We start from the raw sequence: 21,040 nt of genomic DNA on the forward strand, positions 1-21,040 counted from the left end.
CGCCCGAACCTATGGCAGCCCGTCGCGGTATCGCCGAAGAGACCCTGCCATGTTGATTGCCGTTCCCGATCTGTTGACCGCCGACGAGCTGGCCGAAATCCGGCGAATCATCGACGGCGCCGATTGGGTCGACGGCAACGTCACGTCGGGCCATCAGGCGGCGCTCGCCAAGAACAACGAACAATTGCCCGAAGACAGCGACGCGGCGCGGCAGGCGGGGCGACTGATCCTCGACGCGCTCGGCCGGTCGCCGCTGTTTTTTGCCTCAGCGCTGCCGCTCAAAATCTTTCCGCCGCTGTTCAACCGTTATGGCGAGGGGCAGGAATTCGACACCCATGTCGACAATGCGGTTCGGCTGAAGCGCGGCAGCGAGTTTCGCATGCGCAGTGACCTGTCGATCACTGTCTTCCTCGAAGCCCCCGACAATTATGACGGCGGCGAGTTACTGGTCGAGGATCATTATGGGGTCCAGCGCGTCAAGCTGCCTGCCGGACACGCGGTGGTCTATCCCTCGTCCAGCCTACATCGCGTCACCCCGGTCACGCGCGGGCGGCGCGTTGCCTCCTTCTTCTGGATCCAGTCGATGGTGCGCGATACCGAGGCGCGGCGACTGCTGTTCGACCTCGACCGCGCGGTCCAGCGGCTGACCGGCGATCTTGGCGGCAAGGACCGGTCGGTAATCGAACTCACCGGCGTCTATCACAATCTCTTGCGCCGCTGGGCGGACAGCTAACCCAACATTGCGCGCCATTCGCGCGACAGAAATTCGCGCTCACCCGCAATCACACAGGCCGCTAGCCCCTGCGCATCGGCGAGCGCGATCGCCGCCGCTGGCCCGAGCACGGTCAGCGCCGTGGCCCAGCCGTCGGCCAGCATGCAGCTCCGATGCAGCACCGTCACCGACGACACGGCGTTGACTATCGGCCGCCCGGTTTGCGGGTCGAAACTGTGCGAATAATGCCGCCCGTCGACCGTGAAGCCGCGGCGGTAGTTGCCCGACGTCGCCGCCGACAGATCGTGCAGCGCAATCCGGTAAGGCGCCACCGAAGTGCTCGGCGGCATTTCGACATCGACCCACCACGGCTGGCCGTCGGGGCGAATCCCCTCCCCGCGCAACTCGCCGCCTACCTCGAGCAGGAAGTGGCGCACGCCGTTCGCCAGCAGCCATTCGGCGGCCAGGTCGACGCCATAGCCCTTGGCGATGCCCGAGAGGTCCAGCACGGCACCCTCGCTGCGCCGAATGCGGCGCGCGTCCGCATCGAAGTCGATCCGGCGCTCGCCATCCTCGCCAGGGCCGGGCACGCGATCCACCGGTCCGCTCGCGCCAAAGCCCCAACGATCGGTCAGCGCGCCCAGGGCCGGGTCGAACGCACCGTCGCTCGCGCGCTGGATCGTCAGCGCAGCATCGACGACATGGGCAAATTCAGCGGGCAGGTCGAACCATTCGCCGACCGGCGAGCGATTGAACCGCGACAGGTGGGATGCGCTGTCCCACTGGCTCATCTGCGCGACCACAAGGTCCAGCGTCGCCTGTACCCCCGCAGCGAGCGAAGGGGACGACTCGACCGCGTGCAGCGACCAACTCGTCCCCATCGTTTCGCCGCCGAAGCTTGCGATCGCTGCCCGGGGATCGCGCGCCGCAAAGGCAGCGGGCGTAAGCGCCCGGGGGATCAGGATACGGTCGTTCAGGGCGCCAGCACCTCGAGCGTGGTGACATAGCTGGCGCGCCTTGCCAGCGGCGGCGGCGCACCGCCTTCGCCTTCTTCCCGCTCGACTTGCGGGGTCGTGACGTTCAGCCAATACATGCCGGGTTCGGGCCAGGTCACGGCAACCTTGCCCTCGGCGTCGGTGGTCAGGTCCATCTGACCCAATTGATCGCGATAGCGGATACCGCCCGGAATGACCGTGACGGGCAGGCCCGCCGCCGGCTTGCCGTCGAGCAGGAACTGGAACGTCGCCGCCTCGCCGGAAAACAGGTCATTGGGGTGGGTCACCGGCGCCAGCTCGATGCCCTTGCCGGTCGGTTTGAACAGGCTCGTCGTCGGTTCGCCGACCGTCACGAAAATTTCGTTGCGATTGTTCGCTTCGGCGGTCTTCACATTGGTCGCACCCGCGGGCAGACGCTCGGCCAGATTGGCCGCGGTCGTCCCGCGCGGCAGGCGCTCGGTCTTTCCGTTGAGCTCATAGCTGCCCATCAGCATGTCGGTCGCCGAACCGATCCGCCAGGTTCCCCGCTGCGTCAGACGCACGTCGAAGGTGCTGCGATACCGCCCGGTCGATTTATTCTCGATCGCCGCCTCGGTGCCGTCGGGCGCCCACGCCTTCATCGCGTCGAGCCGCATCGGCTGATGCTCGAAATAGAAAAGGTCGTTCGATACCGCGGCATCGACGGTCACCCACACATCGTCACCCGATACCACCGTCGACGACGGCATCATCCACTGGCGATGCGCGCTGGCCGGAACCGCTGCCAAAGCCGCAAGCGCGGCGCCCGCCGCCAAACCCCAAAACCGCTTGTTCATCATCCTGCCCTCTCGTCTTAACGGAAAGAGACCGCGACGGCCCCCAGTTCGGTCGTTCCCGCTGCGCGTCCGCCAGCCCCGGCCTTCGCCGGCCAGCTGAACGGAATGCGCAGCAATTCGCGGCCGCCAACCTCGCGCGCTGCCTCGACCACCAATGTATATTGCCCCGGCGCAGCGGCACCCAGCTGCGCGCGCGAGAAGGATATTTTATGCGCACCCGGCGCGCGGGTGGCGCCGGTGATGCCATTGGCGGGGAAGGCCAGCGAGCGTCCCGACACGCGCCACCACTGGCGCACGTCGCGGAGCCACTTCGTCCCCTCATTCGCCTTCATGTCATGATCGTACCAGACCGCGACGGTCTTGGCCTTGGCGCCCGCCTTTTCGACCCAGATCGCGACATAGGGTTTATGATATTCGGCGACCTTCAGCCGCGGGATATTGATCGTCACGTCCATCGTGCCGGGATCGGCGGCCAGCGCAGGCGCCGCGAACGCGGCCCCCAGGCCGACGGTCGAACCGACCACGAGCGCGCGGGTGGAAAGCTGCATCAAGAAACTCCCTAATGAATGAAGACGACGGCGATCGCGGCGGGGATCGCCAGCCCCAGCCCGACGAGCGGCCAGGTGCTCTTGCGCTTCGCCGAATGAAGCTGGAGCAGGAACAGCCCGGTGATCGCAAACACCAGACAGGCGAACGAAAAAACGTCGATAAACAGGCTCCACTCGCCGCCCGAATTGCGGCCCTTGTGAAGATCGTTGAGATAGGAAATCCAGCCGCGGCTGGTGACTTCGCTGGTTGCCGCGCCCGTCGTCAGGTCGATCGCGACCCAGGCGTCGCCGCCCGGACGCGGCGCGGGCAGATAGACTTCGCCCGCCGACCATTCGGCCTCGTTCGACGCCTTGACCGGGAACGTCTGCTCGACCCATGCGGCAACCGGCGCGGGCAGCGGCGCCTTGGCATCCGCCGGGACTGCCGCGGCCAATTGGGCAAGCAGCGGCGCGGGAAGGTCGGCCGATTTTTCGGTGACGACCGGCGATCCCTCAATGTCGGCGGCGTGGTTCAGCGTAAAGCCGGTGATCGCAAACAGCAGCAATCCGATCAGGCAGACAGCCGAGCTCATCCAGTGCCACATGTGCAACTGCTTCAGCCAAAAGGCTTTCCGGCTCTTTTTGATCGCCGGGCGCGAGGGGTTGGGTGCGTGCATGAAAGAATTCTGGATGGGAATGATGCGCGGCAATTATCGCGAACGCTTCGCAATTACAATAACTATTCCGCTGTGAGAACGAAATTTGATGGACCACGCACAGCGAGCGAAGGCGCTGGCTGGCGCCTTACCGACCGGTCGATCTGACGATGAAGGAAAGGGTGGCGGAGACGGAGGGATTCGAACCCTCGGTACCGGATTTACCAGTACGACGGTTTAGCAAACCGTTGGTTTCAGCCACTCACCCACGTCTCCGCATGGTCTGCCGCGCTAACGACAGGTTTGGCCTAGGCGGGTCGCTATAGCCATGCACTTCGCGCCCCGCAACGCCAAAGATTGCCCAATTTTACCCCGAGGCCGAGCATTTCGGCGCACTATCGATTCGGTCTGGCGCAAAATCGACTCGGGTCATCGCCGGTTCATTGCCCGCCGCGCAAACCGAGTCATGATTAACGCCGCTTTCGGTGCGCTCGTACCGTTCGAATTTTGGGGGTCAGACATGCGACACACATTCACCAGCTTTGCTTTGGCGGCGGCCGCCGCTTTCGGCTTGGCGCTATCGCCGGTTCCCGCCGCGGCCCAGATGCGCGAATTCGATCCGAACACCGCGATCGATTCCGATCTCGACAACCCCACCTCGCCCCCACCCGTATCGAGCGATGCCACCGACGAGGTCATCAATTACGACAGCGACCTTGCGACCGGGGACCAGCAGACCAGCGAAGCGCCGATCAGCGGCACCGCCACCCCGGGCGATATGACGACCACCACCGTGATCACCGAAGATACGGCGACCTATAAGCAGGACGACCTGATCGGCGCCGCCGAGGGCGTGTTCGGCAAAGGCGCGCAGGGGCTGGCCGGACTGATCGAAGACATCCTCAAGAAACAGGGCGAACCCAACGCCTATATCGTCGGCCGCGAAGCCGGCGGTGCGCTGGTGCTCGGCGTGCGCTATGGTTCGGGGACGCTGCACCACAAGATCGAAGGCGAATTGCCCGCTTACTGGACCGGCCCCTCGGTCGGCTTCGACGCAGGCGCCAACGCGGGCAATACCTTCGTCCTCGTCTATAACCTGTTCGACAGCAACGATCTCTACAAGCGCTTCCCCGCGGGCGAAGGCGCTGCCTATCTCCTCGGCGGCTTCAACGCGAGCTACCTGCGCCGCGGCGACGTCGTCCTGATCCCGATCCGCGTCGGCGTCGGCGCACGACTGGGCGCGAACGTCGGCTATATGAAGTTCCGCAAGAAGCAGAATTGGGTCCCGTTCTAAGTATCGGCCCGTGTACCAACGAAAAGAAAGCCCGCGCCCGACGGCCGAGGCTTTTCTTTGGGGGACAGAGGTTAGCGGCGAAATGACGGCTAACGACCGGAAGTTGCCATCGATCCTCCCTGTCGCGCAGCGATGGGGAGGTGGCAGCGCGGAGCGCTGACGGAGGGGCTTTGGCACTACCGTCGCGGCCCCTCCACCATCCCCGCTTTCGCGGGGACAGTCCCCCTCCCCATGGCTTCGCCACAGGGAGGATCTATAACATCGTCATCCCGGCGAAGGCCGGGATCTCGCCGTTGCGTTAGGATGCGAGGGTGAGACCCCGGCCTTCGCCGGGGTGACGACAAAAATTGACCGTCCGCTCCCCACCCCAAAACAGACATCACCTCCAAAAAGGCCTTTCCTACATTATTCGACTATGTCAGCCTTCATTCGTCTGACGCTTCTGACGGATCAAGTCGTCGCTCGCAGTCGGCAGGGACGGTTTACTTCGGGTCGCCACTAGCAGAGCAGCGGGTCCGCATCGCGGTGCGCACAAGGCTGAACTTTCCTGAACTTTGGGCCGGGTGACGAAGGTCAGCGCCCCACCCATCGCAGCCTAATCGCCGTCAAAGGCAATCAACGTCTCACACCGTAGCCCAGCCGCCGCCAACCGCTCCGAACCGCCCAGATCGGGAAGGTCGATGACGAACAGCGCGGCGACCACCTCGGCCCCGACGCTACGCATCAAATCCGCCGCCGCCAGGATCGTGCCGCCGGTGGCGAGCAAATCATCGACCAGCACCACGCGATGCCCCGGCATCACCGCGCCCTCGTGCAGTTCCAGCCGGTCGGTGCCATATTCCAGCGCGTAATCGACCCCGATCGTCACGCCGGGCAGCTTGCCCGCCTTGCGCACGGGAACAAGGCCCAGCCCCATCGCGGTCGCCATCGCGGCGCCGAACAGAAAGCCGCGCGCCTCGACAGCCACGATCAGGTCGGGACGATGCACGGCCGCGCGCGCAGACAGGCGGCGCACGCTTTCGGCAAAGCCTGCCGCGTCGCCGATCAGCGTCGTGATGTCGCGAAACTGGATACCCGGCTTCGGGAAATCCGGGATAGTGCGGACCAGCGACGCCAGGTCGAGGTCGGGCTGGGGTGGGAGGGCGATCATGCGGTCACAATCGCCCTGCCCCTTGTCCTCAATGCATCTTGTCGGCCCAGATGTTGCGGTACGACAGATAGGCGAGAACCGTGAAGATCAGAAGGAAGAAGAACACGGCCCAACCCACCTGCACGCGCTTCACCAGCTTCGGCTCGGCGGTCCAGACGAGGAACGCGGTCACGTCCTTGGCCATCTGGTCGACGCTGGCCTTGGTGCCGTCGGCGTAGGTCACCTGCCCGTCGGCGAGCGGCTTGGCCATCGCGAGGTTCAGGTTCGGGAAATAAGGGTTGTAATGAAGCCCGGTACCCGGCTTCAGCTCGGCGGGCAGGTTCGCCGGCGGGTTCTGATAGCCGGTCAGCAGCGAATAGATATAATCCTTGCCGCCTTCGCGCGCCTTGGTGATCAGCGACAGATCGGGCGGGATCGCATTGTTGTTCGCCGCGCGTGCCGCCACATCATTGGCATAGGGTGCCGGGAAATGATCCGACGGCAAGCCATCGCGCGTCGCGACTTCGCCGGTGTCGGGATTGACCGACGGAACCTGGAAGCCCTTGGCAAAGGTCTTCACCTGGCCTTCGGTATAACCCAGATCCTGAATGTTGCGGAACGCAACGAGGTTCAGGCTGTGGCAGGCCGAGCAGACCTCCTTGTACACCTGCATCCCGCGCTGCAACTGCGCCTTGTCCCAATGGGGTACCAGGCCGTCGCTCGCCAGTTTCACATGGCGAGGATGCTTGACGAACGAATAAGCCACATTGGGCTCATTCTTGAGCGGCGTCGTGAAAATCGCGAGCACCAGCGCGGTAATAAAACCGAGGCCGACGAGAAATCCGAGCGGGCGAACCATGGCTGTATCAGCTCCTGTTAAAGTCTGGCGCTCAGGCCGCTGCCGGACCCGACGCGGCGTCGGGGGCATGTTTGGCAAGAACCGCTTCGGTGATCGAATTCGGCATCGGCAACGGACGTTCGATCCGCGAAACGATGGGCAGAATGACCAGGAAGTGGGCGAAGTAGTAGATGGCGCCCAGCTGGCTGAGGATCACCCACGGCTGTTCGGCGGGCTGCATGCCGCACCAGCCGAGCAGCAGCACGTCGGCGACGAGCACCCAGAAGAAGATGCGGTACAGCGGGCGATAGGTCGACGACTTCACCGGCGAGCTGTCCAGCCAGGGCAGGAAGAACAGGAGCGCGATCGATGCGAACATCGCGATGACGCCCCACAGCTTCGCGTCGATCCACAGGAAGTTGAAGGTGAAGGCCTTCAAAATCGCGTAGAAGGGCAGGAAATACCATTCGGGAACGATATGCGCCGGGGTCGACAGCGAGTTAGCCGGGATATAATTGTCGGCATGACCCAGCATATTCGGGCTGAAGAAGGTCAGCGCGACGAACACCAGCAGGAATACGCCGAGCCCGAAACCATCCTTCGCGGTGTAATAGGGGTGGAACGGGACGGTGTCCTGTTCGTCCTTCACCTCGATGCCCGTCGGATTGTTCGACCCCGGTATGTGCAGCGCCCAGATGTGCAGGATGATGACACCCAGGATCACAAACGGCAGCAGATAGTGGAGCGAGAAGAAGCGGTTCAGCGTCGCATTGTCGGGGACGAAGCCGCCGAGCAGCCACTGACGCACCGGCTCGCCGACGAGCGGAATAGCCGAGAAGAAGCCGGTGATCACCTGCGCGCCCCAGAAGCTCATCTGGCCCCACGGCAGCACATAGCCCATGAAGGCGGTCGCCATCATGAGGAGGAAGATCACGACCCCGAGCAGCCACACCATTTCGCGCGGCGCCTTGTACGAACCGTAATAAAGACCGCGGAAGATGTGCAGATAGACGACGATGAAGAACATGCTCGCGCCGTTCATATGCGCATAGCGGATGAACCAGCCGGCGTTCACGTCGCGCATGATATGCTCGACCGAATTGAATGCGACGCCGGTGTTGGCGGCGTAGTGCATCGCCAACACGATGCCGGTGATGATCTGGATCATCAGCGCGGCGCCCGCGAGGACGCCGAAGTTCCAGAAATAGTTGAGGTTGCGCGGGACGGGATAGCCGGGACCGGTGGCGTTATAGACCAGACGCGGAATCGGCAGCTTCTCGTCCATCCACTTCATCAGCGGATGCTTCGGTTCATAGGGTTTGGCCCAGGGAAAGCTCATCTTATCTCGCTCCTCAGCCGATCGTCACGACAGTGTCGCTGGTAAATTCATAAGGCGGCACCACCAGATTGGTCGGCGCCGGGCCTTTGCGGATGCGCGCCGCGGTGTCGTAGTGCGAACCGTGGCACGGGCAAAAATAGCCGCCGAAATCGCCCTTGTTCTCGCCTTCCGCCGCACCAAGCGGCACACAGCCGAGGTGGGTACAAACGCCAAGGGTGATCAGCCAGTTTTCCTTGCCGGGCTTGGTACGCTCATCGATCGTCTGCGGATCGCGCAGATCGCTGAGCGGCACCGCCTTGGCTTCGGCGATTTCCTTTTCGACCAGGTTGCGGACAAAGACCGGCTGCTTGCGCCAGCTGGTCTTGATTGCCTGACCGGGCTGGATAGCCGAAATATCGATCTCGGTGGTCGACAGCGCGAGAACGTCGGCCGACGGATTCATCTGGTTAACCAGCGGCAGCACGACCGCCACCGCGCCAACCCCGGCGAAACTCACTGCCGCAATATTGATGAAGTCCCGGCGACGCACGCCATCTTCGATGCCGGCATTGAGTTCGGATTCACTGGCCATTCGACTGCCCTTGCATGGGTGAACTGACAAAGTTCTCGGAAAGTCGGGCCGCCCCGCGACGCGCGCACAAAATGGCACGCCCCGGCGGCCCCTCCGGGAATTGCGGGCCTGATAGCCGCACATCCGGGGCTTGCCAACAGGCAATTTCCCCTTCTTTGACCGATGTATGACGCCGCCGCGAAAGCCCTCGATTCCGCACCGGCGCGCGGCTAAGGGCTAGCCATGGAAATCGCCCTGTTTCAGCCGGATATTGCGGGCAATGTCGGCACCACACTGCGCACCGCCGCCTGCTTTGGCGTTCCCGCGCATATCATTGAACCGTGCGGATTTCCCTTCTCCGACAGCGCATTGAAACGCGCCGGGATGGATTATGCGGTACGCGCCAACGTCCGCCGCCACGCCGACTGGCGCGATTTTCAAAGCTGGGCGGCGGCCGCCGACCACCGGCTGGTGCTGCTGACCACCGCGGGCGCAACGCCCCTGCCCGACTTCGCCTTTTCGTCCGCAGACGTGCTGCTGCTCGGTGCCGAATCTTCGGGTGTCCCGCCCCATGTCCATGATACCGCGGCGGCGCGGGTCGCGATTCCGATGCAGGCGGGCTTTCGATCCTTGAATGTCGCGGTCGCGGCTGGCATCGCGCTCGCCGAAGCGCTCAGGCAAACGAAAGGCTTTCCGGCATGATCACGCTCGATCCACAGCAGCAAACAGCGCGCGACTGGTTCGAATCGCTGCGCGACCGAATCTGCGCCGAATTCGAAAGCATCGAGGCCGAGGCAGGCAGCGACGCGCGCTTTGCCTACACCCCGTGGGACCGTGAAGCCGTGGGGATCGCCTCCGGCGAAGGCGGTGGCGGCGTGCGCGGGGTGATGACGGGCAAGGTATTCGAAAAGGTCGGCGTCAACGTCTCGACCGTCGGCGGCCAATTCGCCCCCGATTTCGCCGCGTCGATCCACGGCGCGGGCGAAGACCCCAGCTTCTTTGCCACCGGGATTAGCCTGGTCGCGCATATGGCGAACCCGCACGCCCCTGCCGTCCATATGAACACGCGTTTCCTGGTCACGACGAAGCGCTGGTTCGGCGGTGGCGCCGACCTCAACCCGCCGATTCCGTATCAGGAGGACACCGACGCCTTTCATGCACGGCTGCGCGCGGCGTGCACGCCCTTCGGCCCCGACGTCTATGAACGCTATGCCAAATGGGCCGAGGATTATTTCTATATCCCGCACCGCGGCGTCCACCGCGGGGTCGGCGGCATCTTCTACGATCATCTGGAATGCGGCGACGACGCCGAATTCGATCGCAACTTTCAGCTGACGAAGGCCGTCGGCGAGGCGTTTCTCGATATTTTCCCTCAAATCGTGCGGCGCCGTATGGGCCTGCCCTTTACCGAGGCCGAGCGCGACGCGCAGCTGATCTGGCGCGGCCGCTACGCCGAATTCAACCTCGTCTATGATCGCGGCACCCTGTTCGGGCTTAAGACCGGCGGCAATATCGACGCGATCCTGATGAGCCTGCCCCCGCTCGCCAAATGGAGCTGAAATAGCAAAAGGGCGCCCCGTCGCCGGAGCGCCCCTCGCTGACCAATTCTCGGGATCAGGCGAAAACGTCACCCGCCGCGCGCGGCGTGATCGCACGGTAAATGCCCACCGGCATCGAAAATGAAAACATCATGATCGGCAGATAGACCATCGCCGCCATCACGATCATCGTCAGCATCGCACCGAATGCCGAGCCCCCCAGGATTGCCCCCAGAATGCCGCCGAAAATCAGGCTGGCGACGAACAGATAGGCGAGCATGCCAAGCGCAAAGAGCAGGTAAAAACCGACGATCTTCCACTGCGACGCGCCGGTGATCCGCCACGATTCGGCAAAGCCGGTGACGGGATTGCGCGTCAGCCGATCGGCCATGACCGGTCCGGCCACCGAAACCCGCGACTGGATCCACAGCATGAACACCAGAACGCCGACGTAGAGCAGCAGCATCACGAAGATTGCGCCGCCGCCGACCGCGCCCGATGCCAGGGCGTCGGGTGACATCGCACCCATGCCGCCCAGCGCCGCGCCAAAAACCAACGCGAAGATCAGCATGACCACGAAGATCACGATATAGGCAGCGATCATCACGACGAACATGCCAAAGGCAAACGCCGGCCCGGCCTGAAACGCCCACGCAAAATTGGGTGCTTCACCGGGATGCATCCCGCCGCGCCAGATCAACATGCAGACGCCGTAAAGAATGACCGAAGCGATGAGGGCAAAGAGGAAAATCTTGCCGATCGCACCAAAGGCCACTGACGGATCGGCAGGCGACATCGCCATCGCGGTAAAGGTCGAACCGAGGAACAGGAACCCGAGCAAACCGACGGCGACCAGTGCGCCGCCAACCCACATCAGCATCTGCATCCAATTGGCCTTCAGAAACGCAAAGGTTTCCGAAAAGGCCGCCCCTATGCTCATCTTTATCATGTCACTTCCCCCGTTGTTGAACCCCATTCCCCAAATCGTTCATCCTGAAGCGTTGCTGTGCCGATGCCTTTTACTGGAACACGTCGCTCGACGATCGCACAGCAAGCTGGCGATACGCCGCCGCCGAAATCGCCACCGACACGAGGCTACCGAGCGCGCCGAAACCCGCTTCGATCACTCCGCCCAACATGCGGCCGATGCCATCGCCCGTCCCGGCAATGGCGCCGACAACCAGCCCGACGATCATCGCGGCGATGAAAATCACGATGGTGACTAGAAACAGGAAAAAGAAGATCGCCCAGCCGTTGTTCCGCGTGAGTTCCCAACTGGTCTTCAGCGCCTCGAACGGGTTGTACAGGCTGCGATCGGCGACGCTGGGCGCCGCCAGCGTCAAGCGCCCGACCAGATACAGGCCCGGAATGATCAGCAGGATCAGCCCGAAACCGATCGCGAGGCCCGACAATATTTGCACCGCGAGCAAGGTCGGAAAGAACATCAGCCCGAATGTCAGCGCCTCGCCGACACTGATCCCTCCGCGCGCGAGCCACAGCCGCAGAATCGCCGCCGATCCGATGATCGTGGTGAGCGCGACGATGATCTGGCCGGGGATCAGCTGCCGAAACGTCTCCTGCAACGCCGCCATCGACTGCTCGACGCTCGCCCCCGCGGGCGGCTCGATCGGTACCGGGCCGAACCAGGCGACCGCCAGCGCGGGCAGGAAGAAGAACACCCCTGCGATTGCACCTATCAAGGCAGGATGCGATTTCAGCAATTGGATGCTGTCTTCCCACGCCGCACCCATGTCGAATTTTACCATTGATACCCCGTCATTTTCTGGATCCCCGATTGCCTGCGAAGGTGACGCCGTTCGCCGCGTCTGTCCAGCCCTGTCGGCGATCTGCGCACAGAGCCTTGCGCGGCGGGGCGCAGCGAGGCAGGAAGCGCCGCAATGACCCGTCTGCCATCCCCCGAATGGACCCTGTCAACTGGGCTGACCGACTATGCCGCCGCGCTTGCCGACATGGAAGCGCGCGCCGCCGCCATTCACGCGGGCGAAGCGGGCGAACGGATCTGGCTGCTCGAACATCCGCCGCTTTACACCGCGGGAACCAGCGCCGATCCCGCCGAATTGCTCGACCCGCGCTTTCCCGTCTATGACGCGGGCCGCGGCGGACGTTACACCTATCACGGCCCCGGCCAGCGCGTCGGTTATGTCCAGCTCGACCTGACGCGGCGCGGCCGCGACGTACGCGCTTATGTGTCGGCGCTCGAAGGCTGGGTGATCGACGCGCTGGCCTCGCTTGGCGTCGAGGCGCGCCGCGCCGACGGGCGCATCGGCATCTGGACCGACGCGCCCGATGGCCGCGAGGCCAAGATCGGCGCGATCGGCGTCCGCGTGAAACGCTGGATCACGCTCCACGGCTTTTCGCTCAACGTGTCGCCCGACATGACTCATTTCGGCGGCATCGTGCCGTGCGGCATCGCCGAATTTCCCGTCACCAGCCTTGCCGAACTCGGCAAAGCGGCGGCGTTCGCCGACGTTGACGCCGCGCTGGCCGACACCCTGCCCGCCTTTCTCGACAAGCTTCGGCCGAGCGATTAGGAACGGCGCATGACCCGTACCCTTATCGCCTCGCTCCTGCTCCTGCCCCTCGCCGCCTGTGGCAGCGGCGACCCCGCGGGCAAATCGACGACCAAGCTCGACGCAGTCGAAGTCCAGCCGGGATCGGTCAGCGATTCGATGATCATCCTCGACGACGCCAGCACCGACGGCACCGCGGTCGATAACAGCGTCCCCGATGACGGTATCAAGAAGGAAGCGGCGAAGTCGGATGCCGACAGCTCGGACGAAGAAACTGCCGACGCGGAAGAGACAGAAAATCCCGACGCCGTCCCGGCTCCCGCCGCGAAAAAGGCCGTCACGACTGACAGTGCGGCAAAGAAGGGCGACTGACGCCTTGAGCGCAATCATTCCGAATTAGTTCGTCATCCCGGCGAAGGCCGGGATCTCGCCGTTGTGTCAGAATGAAGCGATGAGATCCCGGCCTTCGCCGGGATGACGAAACAAGGAAAGCTGTGTTTCAGCCTCACGCGATCACGCGCTAACGAAGCCCCAGGCTCTTGTGCGTCTGGAGCGAAAGCCGCCAGCGCGGATCGGCCATCACCAGATCGATGCACCGCTGCACATTATTGGCCGCGTCCGGATCGTCGAGCGGCTGCACGAGCCGATGGGTGAAGTCGAGCGTCACGAGCCGGGCGACATCGCTGCCGGGCTGCGGCCAAACCAGCTTCAGCTCATCGCCGCTCGTCTGCACCAATTCGCTGCCCGCCTTGGGGCTGACGCAGATCCAGTCGATGCTGCGCGGGACCGCAAACGTGCCGTTGGTTTCGATCGCGATCGTGAAGCCGTGCGCGTGGAGCGCATCGATCAATGCCGCATCGACCTGCAACATCGGCTCGCCGCCGGTCAGTACGACATAGCGGTCCTCGTCCCCCGCCCCCCAGCTTTCGGCGATCACCGCCGCGAGCGCACCGGCGTCGGCATATTTGCCGCCCAATGTCCCGTCGGTGCCGACAAAATCGGTATCGCAGAACTGGCAGACCGCCTTGGCGCGATCCTGCTCGCGTCCCGTCCACAAATTGCATCCGGCAAAGCGGCAGAACACGGCTCGCCGCCCCGCCTGCGCGCCTTCGCCTTGCAGCGTCAGAAAAATCTCTTTGACGGCGTAAGTCATCGGATCAGGCGTAAACCGTCGGGTCGGCGAGCCCGGCGTCGGCGAAGCCCTTGGACCGGAGGCGGCAGCTGTCGCACGATCCGCAGTGCAGGCCTGCGGGCGTCGGATCGTAACAGGACCAGCTCATCGCCGCGTCCATGCCGAGCCGCGCAGCTTCGGCAGCAATATCCGCCTTGGTCATATGCTGAAGCGGCGCGTGAATGCGGAATTCGACGCCTTTGTCGCCGTCGCGCGTCGCAAGCGCCGCGAGCTTTTCAAAGCCCTGGATGAATTCGGGGCGGCAGTCGGGATAGCCCGAATAGTCGAGCGCGTTGACCCCGATGACAATGTCTTGCGCCTGCCGCGCTTCGGCGAGCCCCAGCGTCAGCGACAGGAAGATAAGGTTGCGCGCGGGGACATAGGTAATCGGGACGTCGCCCCCGATCCCGTCCTTGGGCACGTCGATGTCGGCGGTCAGCGCCGATCCGCCGAAGCGGCGGAGATCGAGCGGCAACACAATATGTTCGGCCGCGCCCACTTCGGCCGCAATCCGCGCGGCCGACGCGAGTTCGACGCGGTGCCGCTGGTTATAGTCGATCGTCAGCGCAACGATGCGCGCACCGGCTTCGCGCGCGAGCCCGGCGCACACCATTGAGTCGAGCCCGCCCGACAACAGGACGATCAGGGTTTTTCCAGCGACATCGTGCATCGGCGCCCGATACGCCTGCACCGATAGCGGCGCAAGGGGCCGCTTGCCGCGACGCTTCCAAAGAAACGGGCCGCGCGACGATCGTCACACGGCCCAGTGCGGCATTAAAGCCGTTAGGGAGAAGGACACACATCGGTGTGCCGCATGTCCCGATTAACGCCGGATGGTTAACAACCGGTTAGCACCGCCCGACGGTTCAGCACGGCCCCGCCCGACGCGCTTCGATCGCATGTGAAAAGGGCTTGCCGTCGGCGATGCCCTGGGTGTCGATCTGGACCAGCCGGTTCGTTTCGTTGCGAATGCTAGTGCGGCCATGGCCTGCCCCGGGGCACGTGTAGTGCACCGTCACCGACTTTGGCGTATCCTCGATGATATAGCGCGAACAGTTCGCCCGCGGGTGCTGGATCTGGATCATTCGCCGCGCGTCGCCGACGCAAATTGTTTGCAACACCGCATCGCTGCCGCGCTCGCGAAGCTGCCAGCTGCCTTTTTCAAGCCCGTCAAGCATCGCGAGCGACGGCGCCTGGGCGGGAACCGCGGTTGCTCCCGCCAGCGCGGCGACGGCAAAGGAATATCGTAAAATGGGAGAGAAGATCGCCATTGTCACCTATCCATCGGACGCCCGGATCCGGGCAGAATTGCGACCCCGTTTCGACCGAGATAACAATGCCGACCCAAATTTTCAACCGTTTGCCGCTGGATTAGGACGTTTCGTCGTCAGTTTGGCGTTGCGATGTCCGCTAGCGGGATCGGGAAAATGCGCGAACAAAAGGCGCAATCGACGACGATGTTGTCGCTCTCATCGGCCATGTCCCGGCGCTCGGCTTCAGGAAACTGGGCAAGGACGCCCGCGAAATAGCCGGTGCTGCACCGGCAGCCGCGCGATACGGCCACGCCGGGTTCGACCCGCACTTCATCCTCGTGGAACAAGCGCCACGCCAGCGTTTCGAGCGAGGTTGCCGGATCGGTGAGTTCATCGTCCTTCAGCGTCGCGGCGATGGTGCGCGCATGCTCCCATTCGGGATTGTCGTGGCGGACATGGAGCCGGTCGCGACCGACCTCTCCCTCGGGAAGATGCTGGAGCAGCAGGCCACCGGCGAGGCACCCCGCCTCGGCGTCGTGGCGTGCGGCGAGGCGGATCAGGCTCGAAATCTGCTCCGACTGCTCGAAATAGTGCTCCGCCGCCTCGCCGATCGAGGCGCCCTCGAGCGGGACGATGCCCTGATAACGCTCGGCGGTCGTCGCCTGATCGAAGGTGATCGCGAGGAAGCCCTCACCGAACAGCGCGAACAGCGTCGGTTCGGGGCCGACCTCGGCGAGCCGTTCGGCGTCGAACTTCAGATAACCGCGCAGCTCGCCGGCGCGATAGTCGCACACGAGCAGCTCGACCGGCCCGCCGCCGGTCTGCGCCTGCAACGTCATCTGGCCATTCTCGTCCTTCAGCGTCGAACCGAGCAGCACAGTCAAAACGAGCGCTTCGGCGAGCAATTTTTCGGCCACCGGCGGGTAATTATGGGCCGCGATGATCGTCCGCAGCGTCGGCCCGAGCCGAACGAGACGCCCGCGCACATGGCGCGCGGCGATGGTGAACAGCAGCGGCTGGTCGAACCAGGTTTCGATGGTCTCGCTCACAGTTCCAAACTCACAGCTTGCCCAGCGCCCACAGCAGGATCGACTTTTGCGCGTGGACGCGATTTTCGGCCTCGTCCCACACGCGCGATTGCGGACCGTCGATCACCGCATCGACTACCTCGTCGCCGCGATGCGCCGGGAGGCAGTGGAGAAAGATGGCGTCGCCCTTCGCGCCCGCCATCAACCGTTCGTCGACTTGGAACGGCGCCATCGCGGCGACCTTGTTGTGCGCATGATCCTGCCCCATCGACACCCAAGTGTCGGTCACGACCAGATCGGCGCCCGCCACGGCCTCGCGCGCATCGCGCACGATGTCGATCCGCGAGCCGCTGGCGCGCGCGGCTTCGACGAAAGCTGGATCAGGTTCGTAGCCCTGCGGCACGCCCGCGCGAACGTGGAAGCCGAACAGCCCCGCCGCCTCGATCAGCGAGGACAGCACATTATTGCCGTCGCCGAGCCACGCGAGCTCCAGCCCCGGCAGTGCCTTGCCCTGCTCGACGATCGTCAGCAGGTCGGCGACGATCTGGCACGGGTGCGACAGGTCGGTCAGGCCATTGATCACGGGGACGCTCGCATATTCGGCGAGCTCCTCGATCTTGGCATGATCATCGGTGCGGATCATGATCGCATCGGCGTAGCGCGACAGGACGCGCGCCGTGTCGGCGATCGTCTCGCCGCGACCCAGCTGGCTGGTCCCCGCATCAAGGATCATCGGCACGCCGCCGAGCTGGCGAATCGCGATGTCGAACGAACAGCGCGTGCGCGTCGAGTTCTTCTCGAACACCATCGCCAGCACATGGTCGGCGAGCGGCTTGTCGCTATCGGGCTTTGCCTTCGGCCAGCCCGCACGCGCCGCCTTGCGGTCGATCGCGTCGGACAACATCGCCGCGACCGCATCCCCGCCCGCGTCGGACAGGTTGAGGAAGTTCCGCATTAGGCTTCGGGCGGCGTATAGCTCGCCGCCCCCGCCGACAGTTTCTCGATCAATTCGGCGATGTGGCTGTCGTCGATGTTGAGCGGCGGCAGCACGCGAACGACATTCTCGCCCGCCGCAACGGTCAGCAATCCGTGATTGTCGCGCAGGTGCGCGACGAACGCACGGCTGTCCGACCGGAGCTTGAGCCCGAGCATCAACCCGACGCCGCGCACGCTTTCAAAAAGCTGGTCATGGTTCGGAATGAGCTGTTCGAGCGCACCGCGCAGCCGCTCGCCCGTCGTCTTGACCTGGTCAAGGAAGCCCTCTTCGAGCACGACGTCGAGCACCGCCTGCCCCGCCGCGCAGGCGAGCGGGTTACCGCCATAGGTCGAACCATGCGTGCCGATGACCATGCCGCGCGCAGCCTTTTCGGTCGCGAGGCACGCCCCCATCGGGAAGCCGCCGCCAATGCCCTTGGCGCTCGCCATGATGTCGGGGACCACGCCGAAATGCTCATAGGCATAGAGATGACCGGTGCGAGCGACGCCGCACTGCACTTCGTCGAACACCAGCATCAGGTCGCGCTTGTCGCAGATATCGCGCAGCGCCTGCAGGAACGGCTGCGATGCGGGGCGGATACCGCCCTCGCCCTGGATCGGCTCGACAAGGAAGCCCGCGGTGTTGTCGTCGACCAGATCGAGCGCGGCGTTGATGTCGTCGAACGGCGCATAGGCGAAGCCCGGCAGCAGCGGGTCGAAACCCTTGCGCAGCTTTTCCTGATTGGTCGCCGAGATCGTGCCGAGCGTGCGGCCGTGGAAAGCGTTGTTGAAGGTGATGAGCGTGTGCTTTTCCGCATTGCCCGCGCTCGAATGATAGGCGCGCGCGGTCTTGATCGAACATTCGACCGCTTCGGCGCCCGAATTGGTCAGGAACACCGTGTCGGCGAAGGTGTTTTCGACAAGGCGCGCGGCATAGGCCTCGCCCTGCGGGCTGCCGTACAGGTTCGACACATGCATCAGCGTCGCGGCCTGATCCTGGATCGCCTTGGTCAGATGCGGGTGGCCATGGCCGAGCAGGTTCACCGCGATGCCGCTCGCGAAATCGAGATAGCGCTCGCCGCGCTCGCCGATCAGATAGGCGCCCTCGCCGCGAACCGGACGCACACCGCACCGGGGGTATACGGGCATCAGCGGCGTGATCGTCATGGCAAGCACCTTTCAGTCAAAAGTAAAAAGGCGACCCCGTTCGGGCCGCCCTTGGTCGGGCCGTCCCTATACTGCCGCCGCCCGAGGCGCGTCAACACGGGGCTAGCGGAACCGCCAGACGCCAACCTGACCCTTCCGTCATCCCGGCGAAGGCCGGGACCTCACCCTCGCGAATATAAGAACCGGCGAGATCCCGGCCTTCGCCGGGATGACCATGTCAACTTGCGGCGATCGCGCCCGCCGCCGCCATCGTCAGCGCCAGCGAGTGCTTGCGTGCGCCGTGATCATACATCGACGAGGCGATGATGATCTCGTCAACGCCGGTGCGCGTCTTGAAAGTCTTCAGTCCGGCGGCGACATCATCGACCGTCCCGACCGCCGAACATTGCAGCACATGATCGAGGATCGCGCGGGCGTTGGGCGGCAGGCTGTCCTTATAGCCCCCAAGCGGCGGCTTCATCTTGCCCGGGTTGCCGGTGCGCAGCGCGACGAATGCCTGCTGCTGCGACGAGGCGAGCAGTTCGGCTTCCTCGCGCGTGTCGGCGGCAAAGGCGTTGAACGCCGCGGCGGCATAGGGCTCGGCAAGCTGCGCCGACGGCTTGAACTGGCGGCGATAGATGTCGAGTGCCTCGTCGAGCGCGTCGGGCGCAAAGTGGCTGGCAAAAGCGTAGGGCAGGCCGAGCATCGCGGCGAGCTGCGCGCCGAACAGGCTGGAGCCCAGGATCCAGAGCGGCACATTCGTTCCCTCGCCCGGCACCGCACGGATGCCGAGCCGGTCGTCGCCCGCGAGGAACGCCTGCAACTCGACGACATCCTGCGGGAATTGCCGCTCGTCACTCGCCAGGTTGCGGCGCAGCGCGCGCGCGACGATGCCGTCCGAACCCGGCGCGCGGCCGAGCCCAAGGTCGACGCGGCCAGGGAACAGCGCCTCGAGCGTGCCGAATTGCTCGGCGATCACCATAGGGGCGTGGTTGGGCAGCATGATCCCGCCCGCCCCGATGCGGATCGTCGACGTCGCCTGCCCGATATGGGCCAGCACGACCGAGGTCGCGGCGCTCGCAATGCCCGCCATGCCATGATGTTCGGCGACCCAATAGCGTTCGTAGCCGAGTACCTCGGCGTGGCGGGCGAGATCGGCGGCGTTGGCGAGCGATTGCGCGATCGTGCCGGTGTCGGTGACGGGCACGAGATCGAGGAAGGAAAGTTTCGTCATGAAACGGATATGCGGTCAGCGGCCCTGCGGTTCAACCTCTCGCGTCGTCATTGCGAGCACAGCGAAGCAATCCAAAGCGGTTCACGCAACTCTGGATTGCCGCGTCGCCTTCGGCTCCTCGCAATGACGAAGCTTCCGACTCTACGCCCGCTCGTCCTTGGTCGAATCCATCACGACATAGGTGCTGATCGAATGCACCTGCGGCAGCACGCCCAGCACCTCGGTATGAAAATGCTTGTACGACGCCAGATCGGCGGTCTCGATCCGCAACAGATATTCGATTGCGCCGGTGACATTGTGGCATTCGCGCACCTCGGGCGCGAGCGACATTGCCGATTCAAAGTCGGACTGCGCCTTTTTGGTGTGGGTCGACAGCCCGACGGTGACATAGGCGAGGAAGCTCAGCCCCAGCTTCGCCGGGTCGATCGTGGCGCGATAGCCGGTGATCAACCCGCTGCGTTCCAGTTCCTGCACCCGTCGCAGGCAGGCCGAGGGTGACAGCCCGACGCGATCGGCGAGGTCGAGGTTCGAGATTCGCCCGTCGCGCGACAATTCGTGCAATATCTTGCGGCCAATATCATCAATCTTGGTCATAGATTGTGATTTCTATCGCAAAGCCGCCAAAGTTTGCAACCCGAAGCGCCGAATTGCAGAATATATTGCGCGTATGAACCAGACCACCCTCGCGGCGCTCTCCGCCTTCGCTCTCGTCTCGTCGATCACGCCCGGGCCGAACAATATGATGCTGATGGCGTCGGGCGCCAATTTCGGCCTGCGCCGCACGATACCGCACGCGCTGGGGGTCGGAATCGGCTTCACGGTGATGATCATCCTCGTCGGTGTCGGCTTGATGGGGCTGTTCGACCTGTTCCCGGTGCTCAACATCGTGCTCAAGGTGGTGAGCGTCGCCTATCTCTTGTGGCTCGCGTGGAAGATCGCCAACGCCGCCGCGCCCGACACCAAAGGAAACGCGCGCGGTCAGCCGATGACGTTTGTCGAGGCGATGCTGTTCCAGTGGGTGAACCCCAAGGCATGGTCGATGGCGCTCACAGCGATCGCGCTCTACGCGCCCGATCGCAATTTCGTCGCGGTCCTGCTCGTCGCCGTGATCTTTGGCCTTATCAACCTGCCGTCGACCAGCCTGTGGGCGGTGCTGGGCGTATCGCTGCGCGGATGGATATCGAGCCCGGCCCGATTGAAGGCCTTCAACTGGACGATGGCGGCCTTGCTCGTCGGATCGCTCGCGCTGCTCATTTGATGCAATTGCCAGGTTGCGATCCGCAACCTATGCATCGCGCTCCCCTCCCCT

Annotated in this window: 25 protein-coding genes and 1 tRNA gene; 7 read left to right on the plus strand and 19 right to left on the minus strand. The window is 64.1% G+C overall.

The features are described 5' to 3' along the window. The first annotated feature begins 49 nt into the window (after nucleotides 1-49). Entirely contained in the window at nucleotides 50-733 is a 684-nt protein-coding gene (locus G9408_RS04975) for a Fe2+-dependent dioxygenase (protein WP_168452930.1), read from the plus strand. Here G9408_RS04975 and G9408_RS04980 read toward each other — a convergent pair. From G9408_RS04980 to G9408_RS05000, 5 genes are all read right to left on the minus strand, one after another. Continuing rightward, entirely contained in the window at nucleotides 730-1,593 is an 864-nt protein-coding gene (locus G9408_RS04980) for an FAD:protein FMN transferase (RefSeq protein WP_168452931.1), read from the minus strand. The genes G9408_RS04975 and G9408_RS04980 overlap by 4 nt on opposite strands. Before the next feature lie 92 nt (nucleotides 1,594-1,685). Continuing rightward, nucleotides 1,686-2,522: a DUF4198 domain-containing protein gene (locus G9408_RS04985; protein ID WP_168452932.1), complete on the minus strand. Its 837-nt coding sequence runs from the start codon at nucleotides 2,520-2,522 to the stop codon at nucleotides 1,686-1,688. A gap of 17 nt (nucleotides 2,523-2,539) precedes the next feature. Next, nucleotides 2,540-3,070, minus strand: coding sequence for a DUF2271 domain-containing protein (locus tag G9408_RS04990; protein ID WP_168452933.1), 531 nt, complete (start codon nucleotides 3,068-3,070; stop codon nucleotides 2,540-2,542). An 11-nt stretch (nucleotides 3,071-3,081) separates the two neighbouring features. Beyond that, on the minus strand, nucleotides 3,082-3,726 hold the full coding sequence (locus G9408_RS04995) for a PepSY-associated TM helix domain-containing protein (protein ID WP_168452934.1): 645 nt from the start codon (nucleotides 3,724-3,726) through the stop codon (nucleotides 3,082-3,084). A 162-nt stretch (nucleotides 3,727-3,888) separates the two neighbouring features. Next, nucleotides 3,889-3,981 (minus strand) — tRNA-Ser (locus tag G9408_RS05000). Nucleotides 3,982-4,225: 244 nt separating this feature from the next. Here G9408_RS05000 and G9408_RS05005 point away from each other — a divergent pair. Next, nucleotides 4,226-4,999 carry a DUF1134 domain-containing protein gene (locus G9408_RS05005; protein WP_168452935.1) on the plus strand — a complete coding sequence of 258 codons (774 nt, stop codon included), beginning with the start codon at nucleotides 4,226-4,228 and terminating at the stop codon, nucleotides 4,997-4,999. 595 nt (nucleotides 5,000-5,594) lie between these two features. Here the strand turns inward: G9408_RS05005 and G9408_RS05010 are convergent. From G9408_RS05010 to petA, 4 genes are read right to left on the minus strand one after another with little or no spacing between them, the layout of a single operon-like run. Continuing rightward, on the minus strand, nucleotides 5,595-6,149 hold the full coding sequence (locus G9408_RS05010; protein ID WP_168452936.1) for an adenine phosphoribosyltransferase: 555 nt from the start codon (nucleotides 6,147-6,149) through the stop codon (nucleotides 5,595-5,597). A 28-nt stretch (nucleotides 6,150-6,177) separates the two neighbouring features. Further along, entirely contained in the window at nucleotides 6,178-6,987 is an 810-nt protein-coding gene (locus G9408_RS05015; RefSeq protein WP_168452937.1) for a cytochrome c1, read from the minus strand. A 31-nt stretch (nucleotides 6,988-7,018) separates the two neighbouring features. Beyond that, nucleotides 7,019-8,305, minus strand: coding sequence for a cytochrome b (locus tag G9408_RS05020; protein ID WP_168452938.1), 1,287 nt, complete (start codon nucleotides 8,303-8,305; stop codon nucleotides 7,019-7,021). Nucleotides 8,306-8,318: 13 nt separating this feature from the next. Continuing rightward, nucleotides 8,319-8,876, minus strand: coding sequence for a ubiquinol-cytochrome c reductase iron-sulfur subunit (gene petA / locus G9408_RS05025; protein ID WP_168452939.1), 558 nt, complete (start codon nucleotides 8,874-8,876; stop codon nucleotides 8,319-8,321). Nucleotides 8,877-9,098: 222 nt separating this feature from the next. Here petA and G9408_RS05030 point away from each other — a divergent pair, with 222 nt between their 5' ends. Next, complete coding sequence (locus G9408_RS05030) at nucleotides 9,099-9,557, plus strand: tRNA (cytidine(34)-2'-O)-methyltransferase (protein ID WP_168452940.1); 459 nt, start codon at nucleotides 9,099-9,101, stop codon at nucleotides 9,555-9,557. Next, entirely contained in the window at nucleotides 9,554-10,414 is an 861-nt protein-coding gene (gene hemF, locus G9408_RS05035; RefSeq protein WP_168452941.1) for an oxygen-dependent coproporphyrinogen oxidase, read from the plus strand. Before G9408_RS05030 ends, hemF begins: the two co-directional genes overlap by 4 nt. Nucleotides 10,415-10,469: 55 nt before the next feature. Here hemF and G9408_RS05040 read toward each other — a convergent pair whose 3' ends face one another. Beyond that, entirely contained in the window at nucleotides 10,470-11,342 is an 873-nt protein-coding gene (locus tag G9408_RS05040; protein WP_168452942.1) for a hypothetical protein, read from the minus strand. A gap of 70 nt (nucleotides 11,343-11,412) precedes the next feature. After that, complete coding sequence (locus G9408_RS05045) at nucleotides 11,413-12,159, minus strand: glycerophosphoryl diester phosphodiesterase membrane domain-containing protein (RefSeq protein ID WP_168452943.1); 747 nt, start codon at nucleotides 12,157-12,159, stop codon at nucleotides 11,413-11,415. 132 nt (nucleotides 12,160-12,291) lie between these two features. Here G9408_RS05045 and lipB point away from each other — a divergent pair, with 132 nt between their 5' ends. Then, complete coding sequence (gene lipB / locus G9408_RS05050) at nucleotides 12,292-12,945, plus strand: lipoyl(octanoyl) transferase LipB (protein ID WP_168452944.1); 654 nt, start codon at nucleotides 12,292-12,294, stop codon at nucleotides 12,943-12,945. A gap of 9 nt (nucleotides 12,946-12,954) precedes the next feature. Then, nucleotides 12,955-13,296, plus strand: coding sequence for a hypothetical protein (locus G9408_RS05055; protein ID WP_168452945.1), 342 nt, complete (start codon nucleotides 12,955-12,957; stop codon nucleotides 13,294-13,296). 148 nt (nucleotides 13,297-13,444) lie between these two features. Here the strand turns inward: G9408_RS05055 and queE are convergent, their stop codons facing one another. The 8 genes from queE to G9408_RS05095 all read right to left on the minus strand — a co-directional run bounded on the left by queE (nucleotide 13,445) and on the right by G9408_RS05095 (nucleotide 20,325). Next, nucleotides 13,445-14,077, minus strand: a complete 633-nt coding sequence (gene queE / locus G9408_RS05060) for a 7-carboxy-7-deazaguanine synthase (protein WP_168452946.1) — start codon at nucleotides 14,075-14,077, stop codon at nucleotides 13,445-13,447. Between the two features lie 4 nt (nucleotides 14,078-14,081). Beyond that, complete coding sequence (gene queC / locus G9408_RS05065) at nucleotides 14,082-14,765, minus strand: 7-cyano-7-deazaguanine synthase QueC (RefSeq protein WP_168452947.1); 684 nt, start codon at nucleotides 14,763-14,765, stop codon at nucleotides 14,082-14,084. Between the two features lie 196 nt (nucleotides 14,766-14,961). Beyond that, complete coding sequence (locus G9408_RS05070; protein WP_137869850.1) at nucleotides 14,962-15,366, minus strand: DUF3617 domain-containing protein; 405 nt, start codon at nucleotides 15,364-15,366, stop codon at nucleotides 14,962-14,964. Nucleotides 15,367-15,482: 116 nt separating this feature from the next. Beyond that, nucleotides 15,483-16,397: an Hsp33 family molecular chaperone HslO gene (hslO, locus tag G9408_RS05075; protein ID WP_328804387.1), complete on the minus strand. Its 915-nt coding sequence runs from the start codon at nucleotides 16,395-16,397 to the stop codon at nucleotides 15,483-15,485. A gap of 10 nt (nucleotides 16,398-16,407) precedes the next feature. Continuing rightward, nucleotides 16,408-17,331, minus strand: a complete 924-nt coding sequence (gene argF / locus G9408_RS05080; protein ID WP_120216090.1) for an ornithine carbamoyltransferase — start codon at nucleotides 17,329-17,331, stop codon at nucleotides 16,408-16,410. Then, entirely contained in the window at nucleotides 17,331-18,518 is a 1,188-nt protein-coding gene (locus G9408_RS05085; protein WP_168452948.1) for an aspartate aminotransferase family protein, read from the minus strand. Before G9408_RS05085 ends, argF begins: the two co-directional genes overlap by 1 nt. 217 nt (nucleotides 18,519-18,735) lie before the next feature. Further along, the gene (locus G9408_RS05090) at nucleotides 18,736-19,731 is read right to left on the minus strand and encodes an LLM class flavin-dependent oxidoreductase (protein WP_168452949.1); all 996 of its coding nucleotides are present in this window, start codon (nucleotides 19,729-19,731) and stop codon (nucleotides 18,736-18,738) included. Nucleotides 19,732-19,872: 141 nt separating this feature from the next. Then, nucleotides 19,873-20,325: an Lrp/AsnC family transcriptional regulator gene (locus G9408_RS05095; RefSeq protein WP_168452950.1), complete on the minus strand. Its 453-nt coding sequence runs from the start codon at nucleotides 20,323-20,325 to the stop codon at nucleotides 19,873-19,875. A gap of 73 nt (nucleotides 20,326-20,398) precedes the next feature. Between G9408_RS05095 and G9408_RS05100 the strand changes: the two genes are divergently transcribed. Further along, nucleotides 20,399-20,989 (plus strand): LysE family translocator, encoded by a 591-nt coding sequence (locus G9408_RS05100; RefSeq protein WP_168452951.1) that lies wholly within the window; start codon nucleotides 20,399-20,401, stop codon nucleotides 20,987-20,989. The last annotated feature ends 51 nt before the right edge of the window (nucleotides 20,990-21,040 follow it).

This window comes from Sphingopyxis microcysteis (genome assembly GCF_012274265.1).
Lineage (GTDB): Bacteria > Pseudomonadota > Alphaproteobacteria > Sphingomonadales > Sphingomonadaceae > Sphingopyxis > Sphingopyxis microcysteis.

Bases quoted from the DNA above. Each gene is read 5' to 3' on its own strand.
- G9408_RS05070 (WP_137869850.1), bottom strand. From the start codon at position 15,366: ATGGCGATCTTCTCTCCCATTTTACGATATTCCTTTGCCGTCGCCGCG.
- G9408_RS04985 (WP_168452932.1), bottom strand. From the start codon at position 2,522: ATGAACAAGCGGTTTTGGGGTTTGGCGGCGGGCGCCGCGCTTGCGGCT.
- G9408_RS05015 (WP_168452937.1), bottom strand. From the start codon at position 6,987: ATGGTTCGCCCGCTCGGATTTCTCGTCGGCCTCGGTTTTATTACCGCG.
- G9408_RS05020 (WP_168452938.1), bottom strand. From the start codon at position 8,305: ATGAGCTTTCCCTGGGCCAAACCCTATGAACCGAAGCATCCGCTGATG.
- G9408_RS04980 (WP_168452931.1), bottom strand. From the start codon at position 1,593: ATGGGGACGAGTTGGTCGCTGCACGCGGTCGAGTCGTCCCCTTCGCTC.
- G9408_RS05095 (WP_168452950.1), bottom strand. From the start codon at position 20,325: ATGACCAAGATTGATGATATTGGCCGCAAGATATTGCACGAATTGTCG.
- queC (WP_168452947.1), bottom strand. From the start codon at position 14,765: ATGCACGATGTCGCTGGAAAAACCCTGATCGTCCTGTTGTCGGGCGGG.
- hemF (WP_168452941.1), top strand. From the start codon at position 9,554: ATGATCACGCTCGATCCACAGCAGCAAACAGCGCGCGACTGGTTCGAA.
- lipB (WP_168452944.1), top strand. From the start codon at position 12,292: ATGACCCGTCTGCCATCCCCCGAATGGACCCTGTCAACTGGGCTGACC.
- G9408_RS05045 (WP_168452943.1), bottom strand. From the start codon at position 12,159: ATGGTAAAATTCGACATGGGTGCGGCGTGGGAAGACAGCATCCAATTG.
- G9408_RS05090 (WP_168452949.1), bottom strand. From the start codon at position 19,731: ATGACGAAACTTTCCTTCCTCGATCTCGTGCCCGTCACCGACACCGGC.
- G9408_RS05085 (WP_168452948.1), bottom strand. From the start codon at position 18,518: ATGACGATCACGCCGCTGATGCCCGTATACCCCCGGTGCGGTGTGCGT.
- G9408_RS04995 (WP_168452934.1), bottom strand. From the start codon at position 3,726: ATGCACGCACCCAACCCCTCGCGCCCGGCGATCAAAAAGAGCCGGAAA.
- petA (WP_168452939.1), bottom strand. From the start codon at position 8,876: ATGGCCAGTGAATCCGAACTCAATGCCGGCATCGAAGATGGCGTGCGT.
- G9408_RS04975 (WP_168452930.1), top strand. From the start codon at position 50: ATGTTGATTGCCGTTCCCGATCTGTTGACCGCCGACGAGCTGGCCGAA.
- queE (WP_168452946.1), bottom strand. From the start codon at position 14,077: ATGACTTACGCCGTCAAAGAGATTTTTCTGACGCTGCAAGGCGAAGGC.
- argF (WP_120216090.1), bottom strand. From the start codon at position 17,331: ATGCGGAACTTCCTCAACCTGTCCGACGCGGGCGGGGATGCGGTCGCG.
- G9408_RS05040 (WP_168452942.1), bottom strand. From the start codon at position 11,342: ATGATAAAGATGAGCATAGGGGCGGCCTTTTCGGAAACCTTTGCGTTT.
- G9408_RS05005 (WP_168452935.1), top strand. From the start codon at position 4,226: ATGCGACACACATTCACCAGCTTTGCTTTGGCGGCGGCCGCCGCTTTC.
- G9408_RS05100 (WP_168452951.1), top strand. From the start codon at position 20,399: ATGAACCAGACCACCCTCGCGGCGCTCTCCGCCTTCGCTCTCGTCTCG.
- G9408_RS04990 (WP_168452933.1), bottom strand. From the start codon at position 3,070: ATGCAGCTTTCCACCCGCGCGCTCGTGGTCGGTTCGACCGTCGGCCTG.
- G9408_RS05010 (WP_168452936.1), bottom strand. From the start codon at position 6,149: ATGATCGCCCTCCCACCCCAGCCCGACCTCGACCTGGCGTCGCTGGTC.
- G9408_RS05030 (WP_168452940.1), top strand. From the start codon at position 9,099: ATGGAAATCGCCCTGTTTCAGCCGGATATTGCGGGCAATGTCGGCACC.
- G9408_RS05055 (WP_168452945.1), top strand. From the start codon at position 12,955: ATGACCCGTACCCTTATCGCCTCGCTCCTGCTCCTGCCCCTCGCCGCC.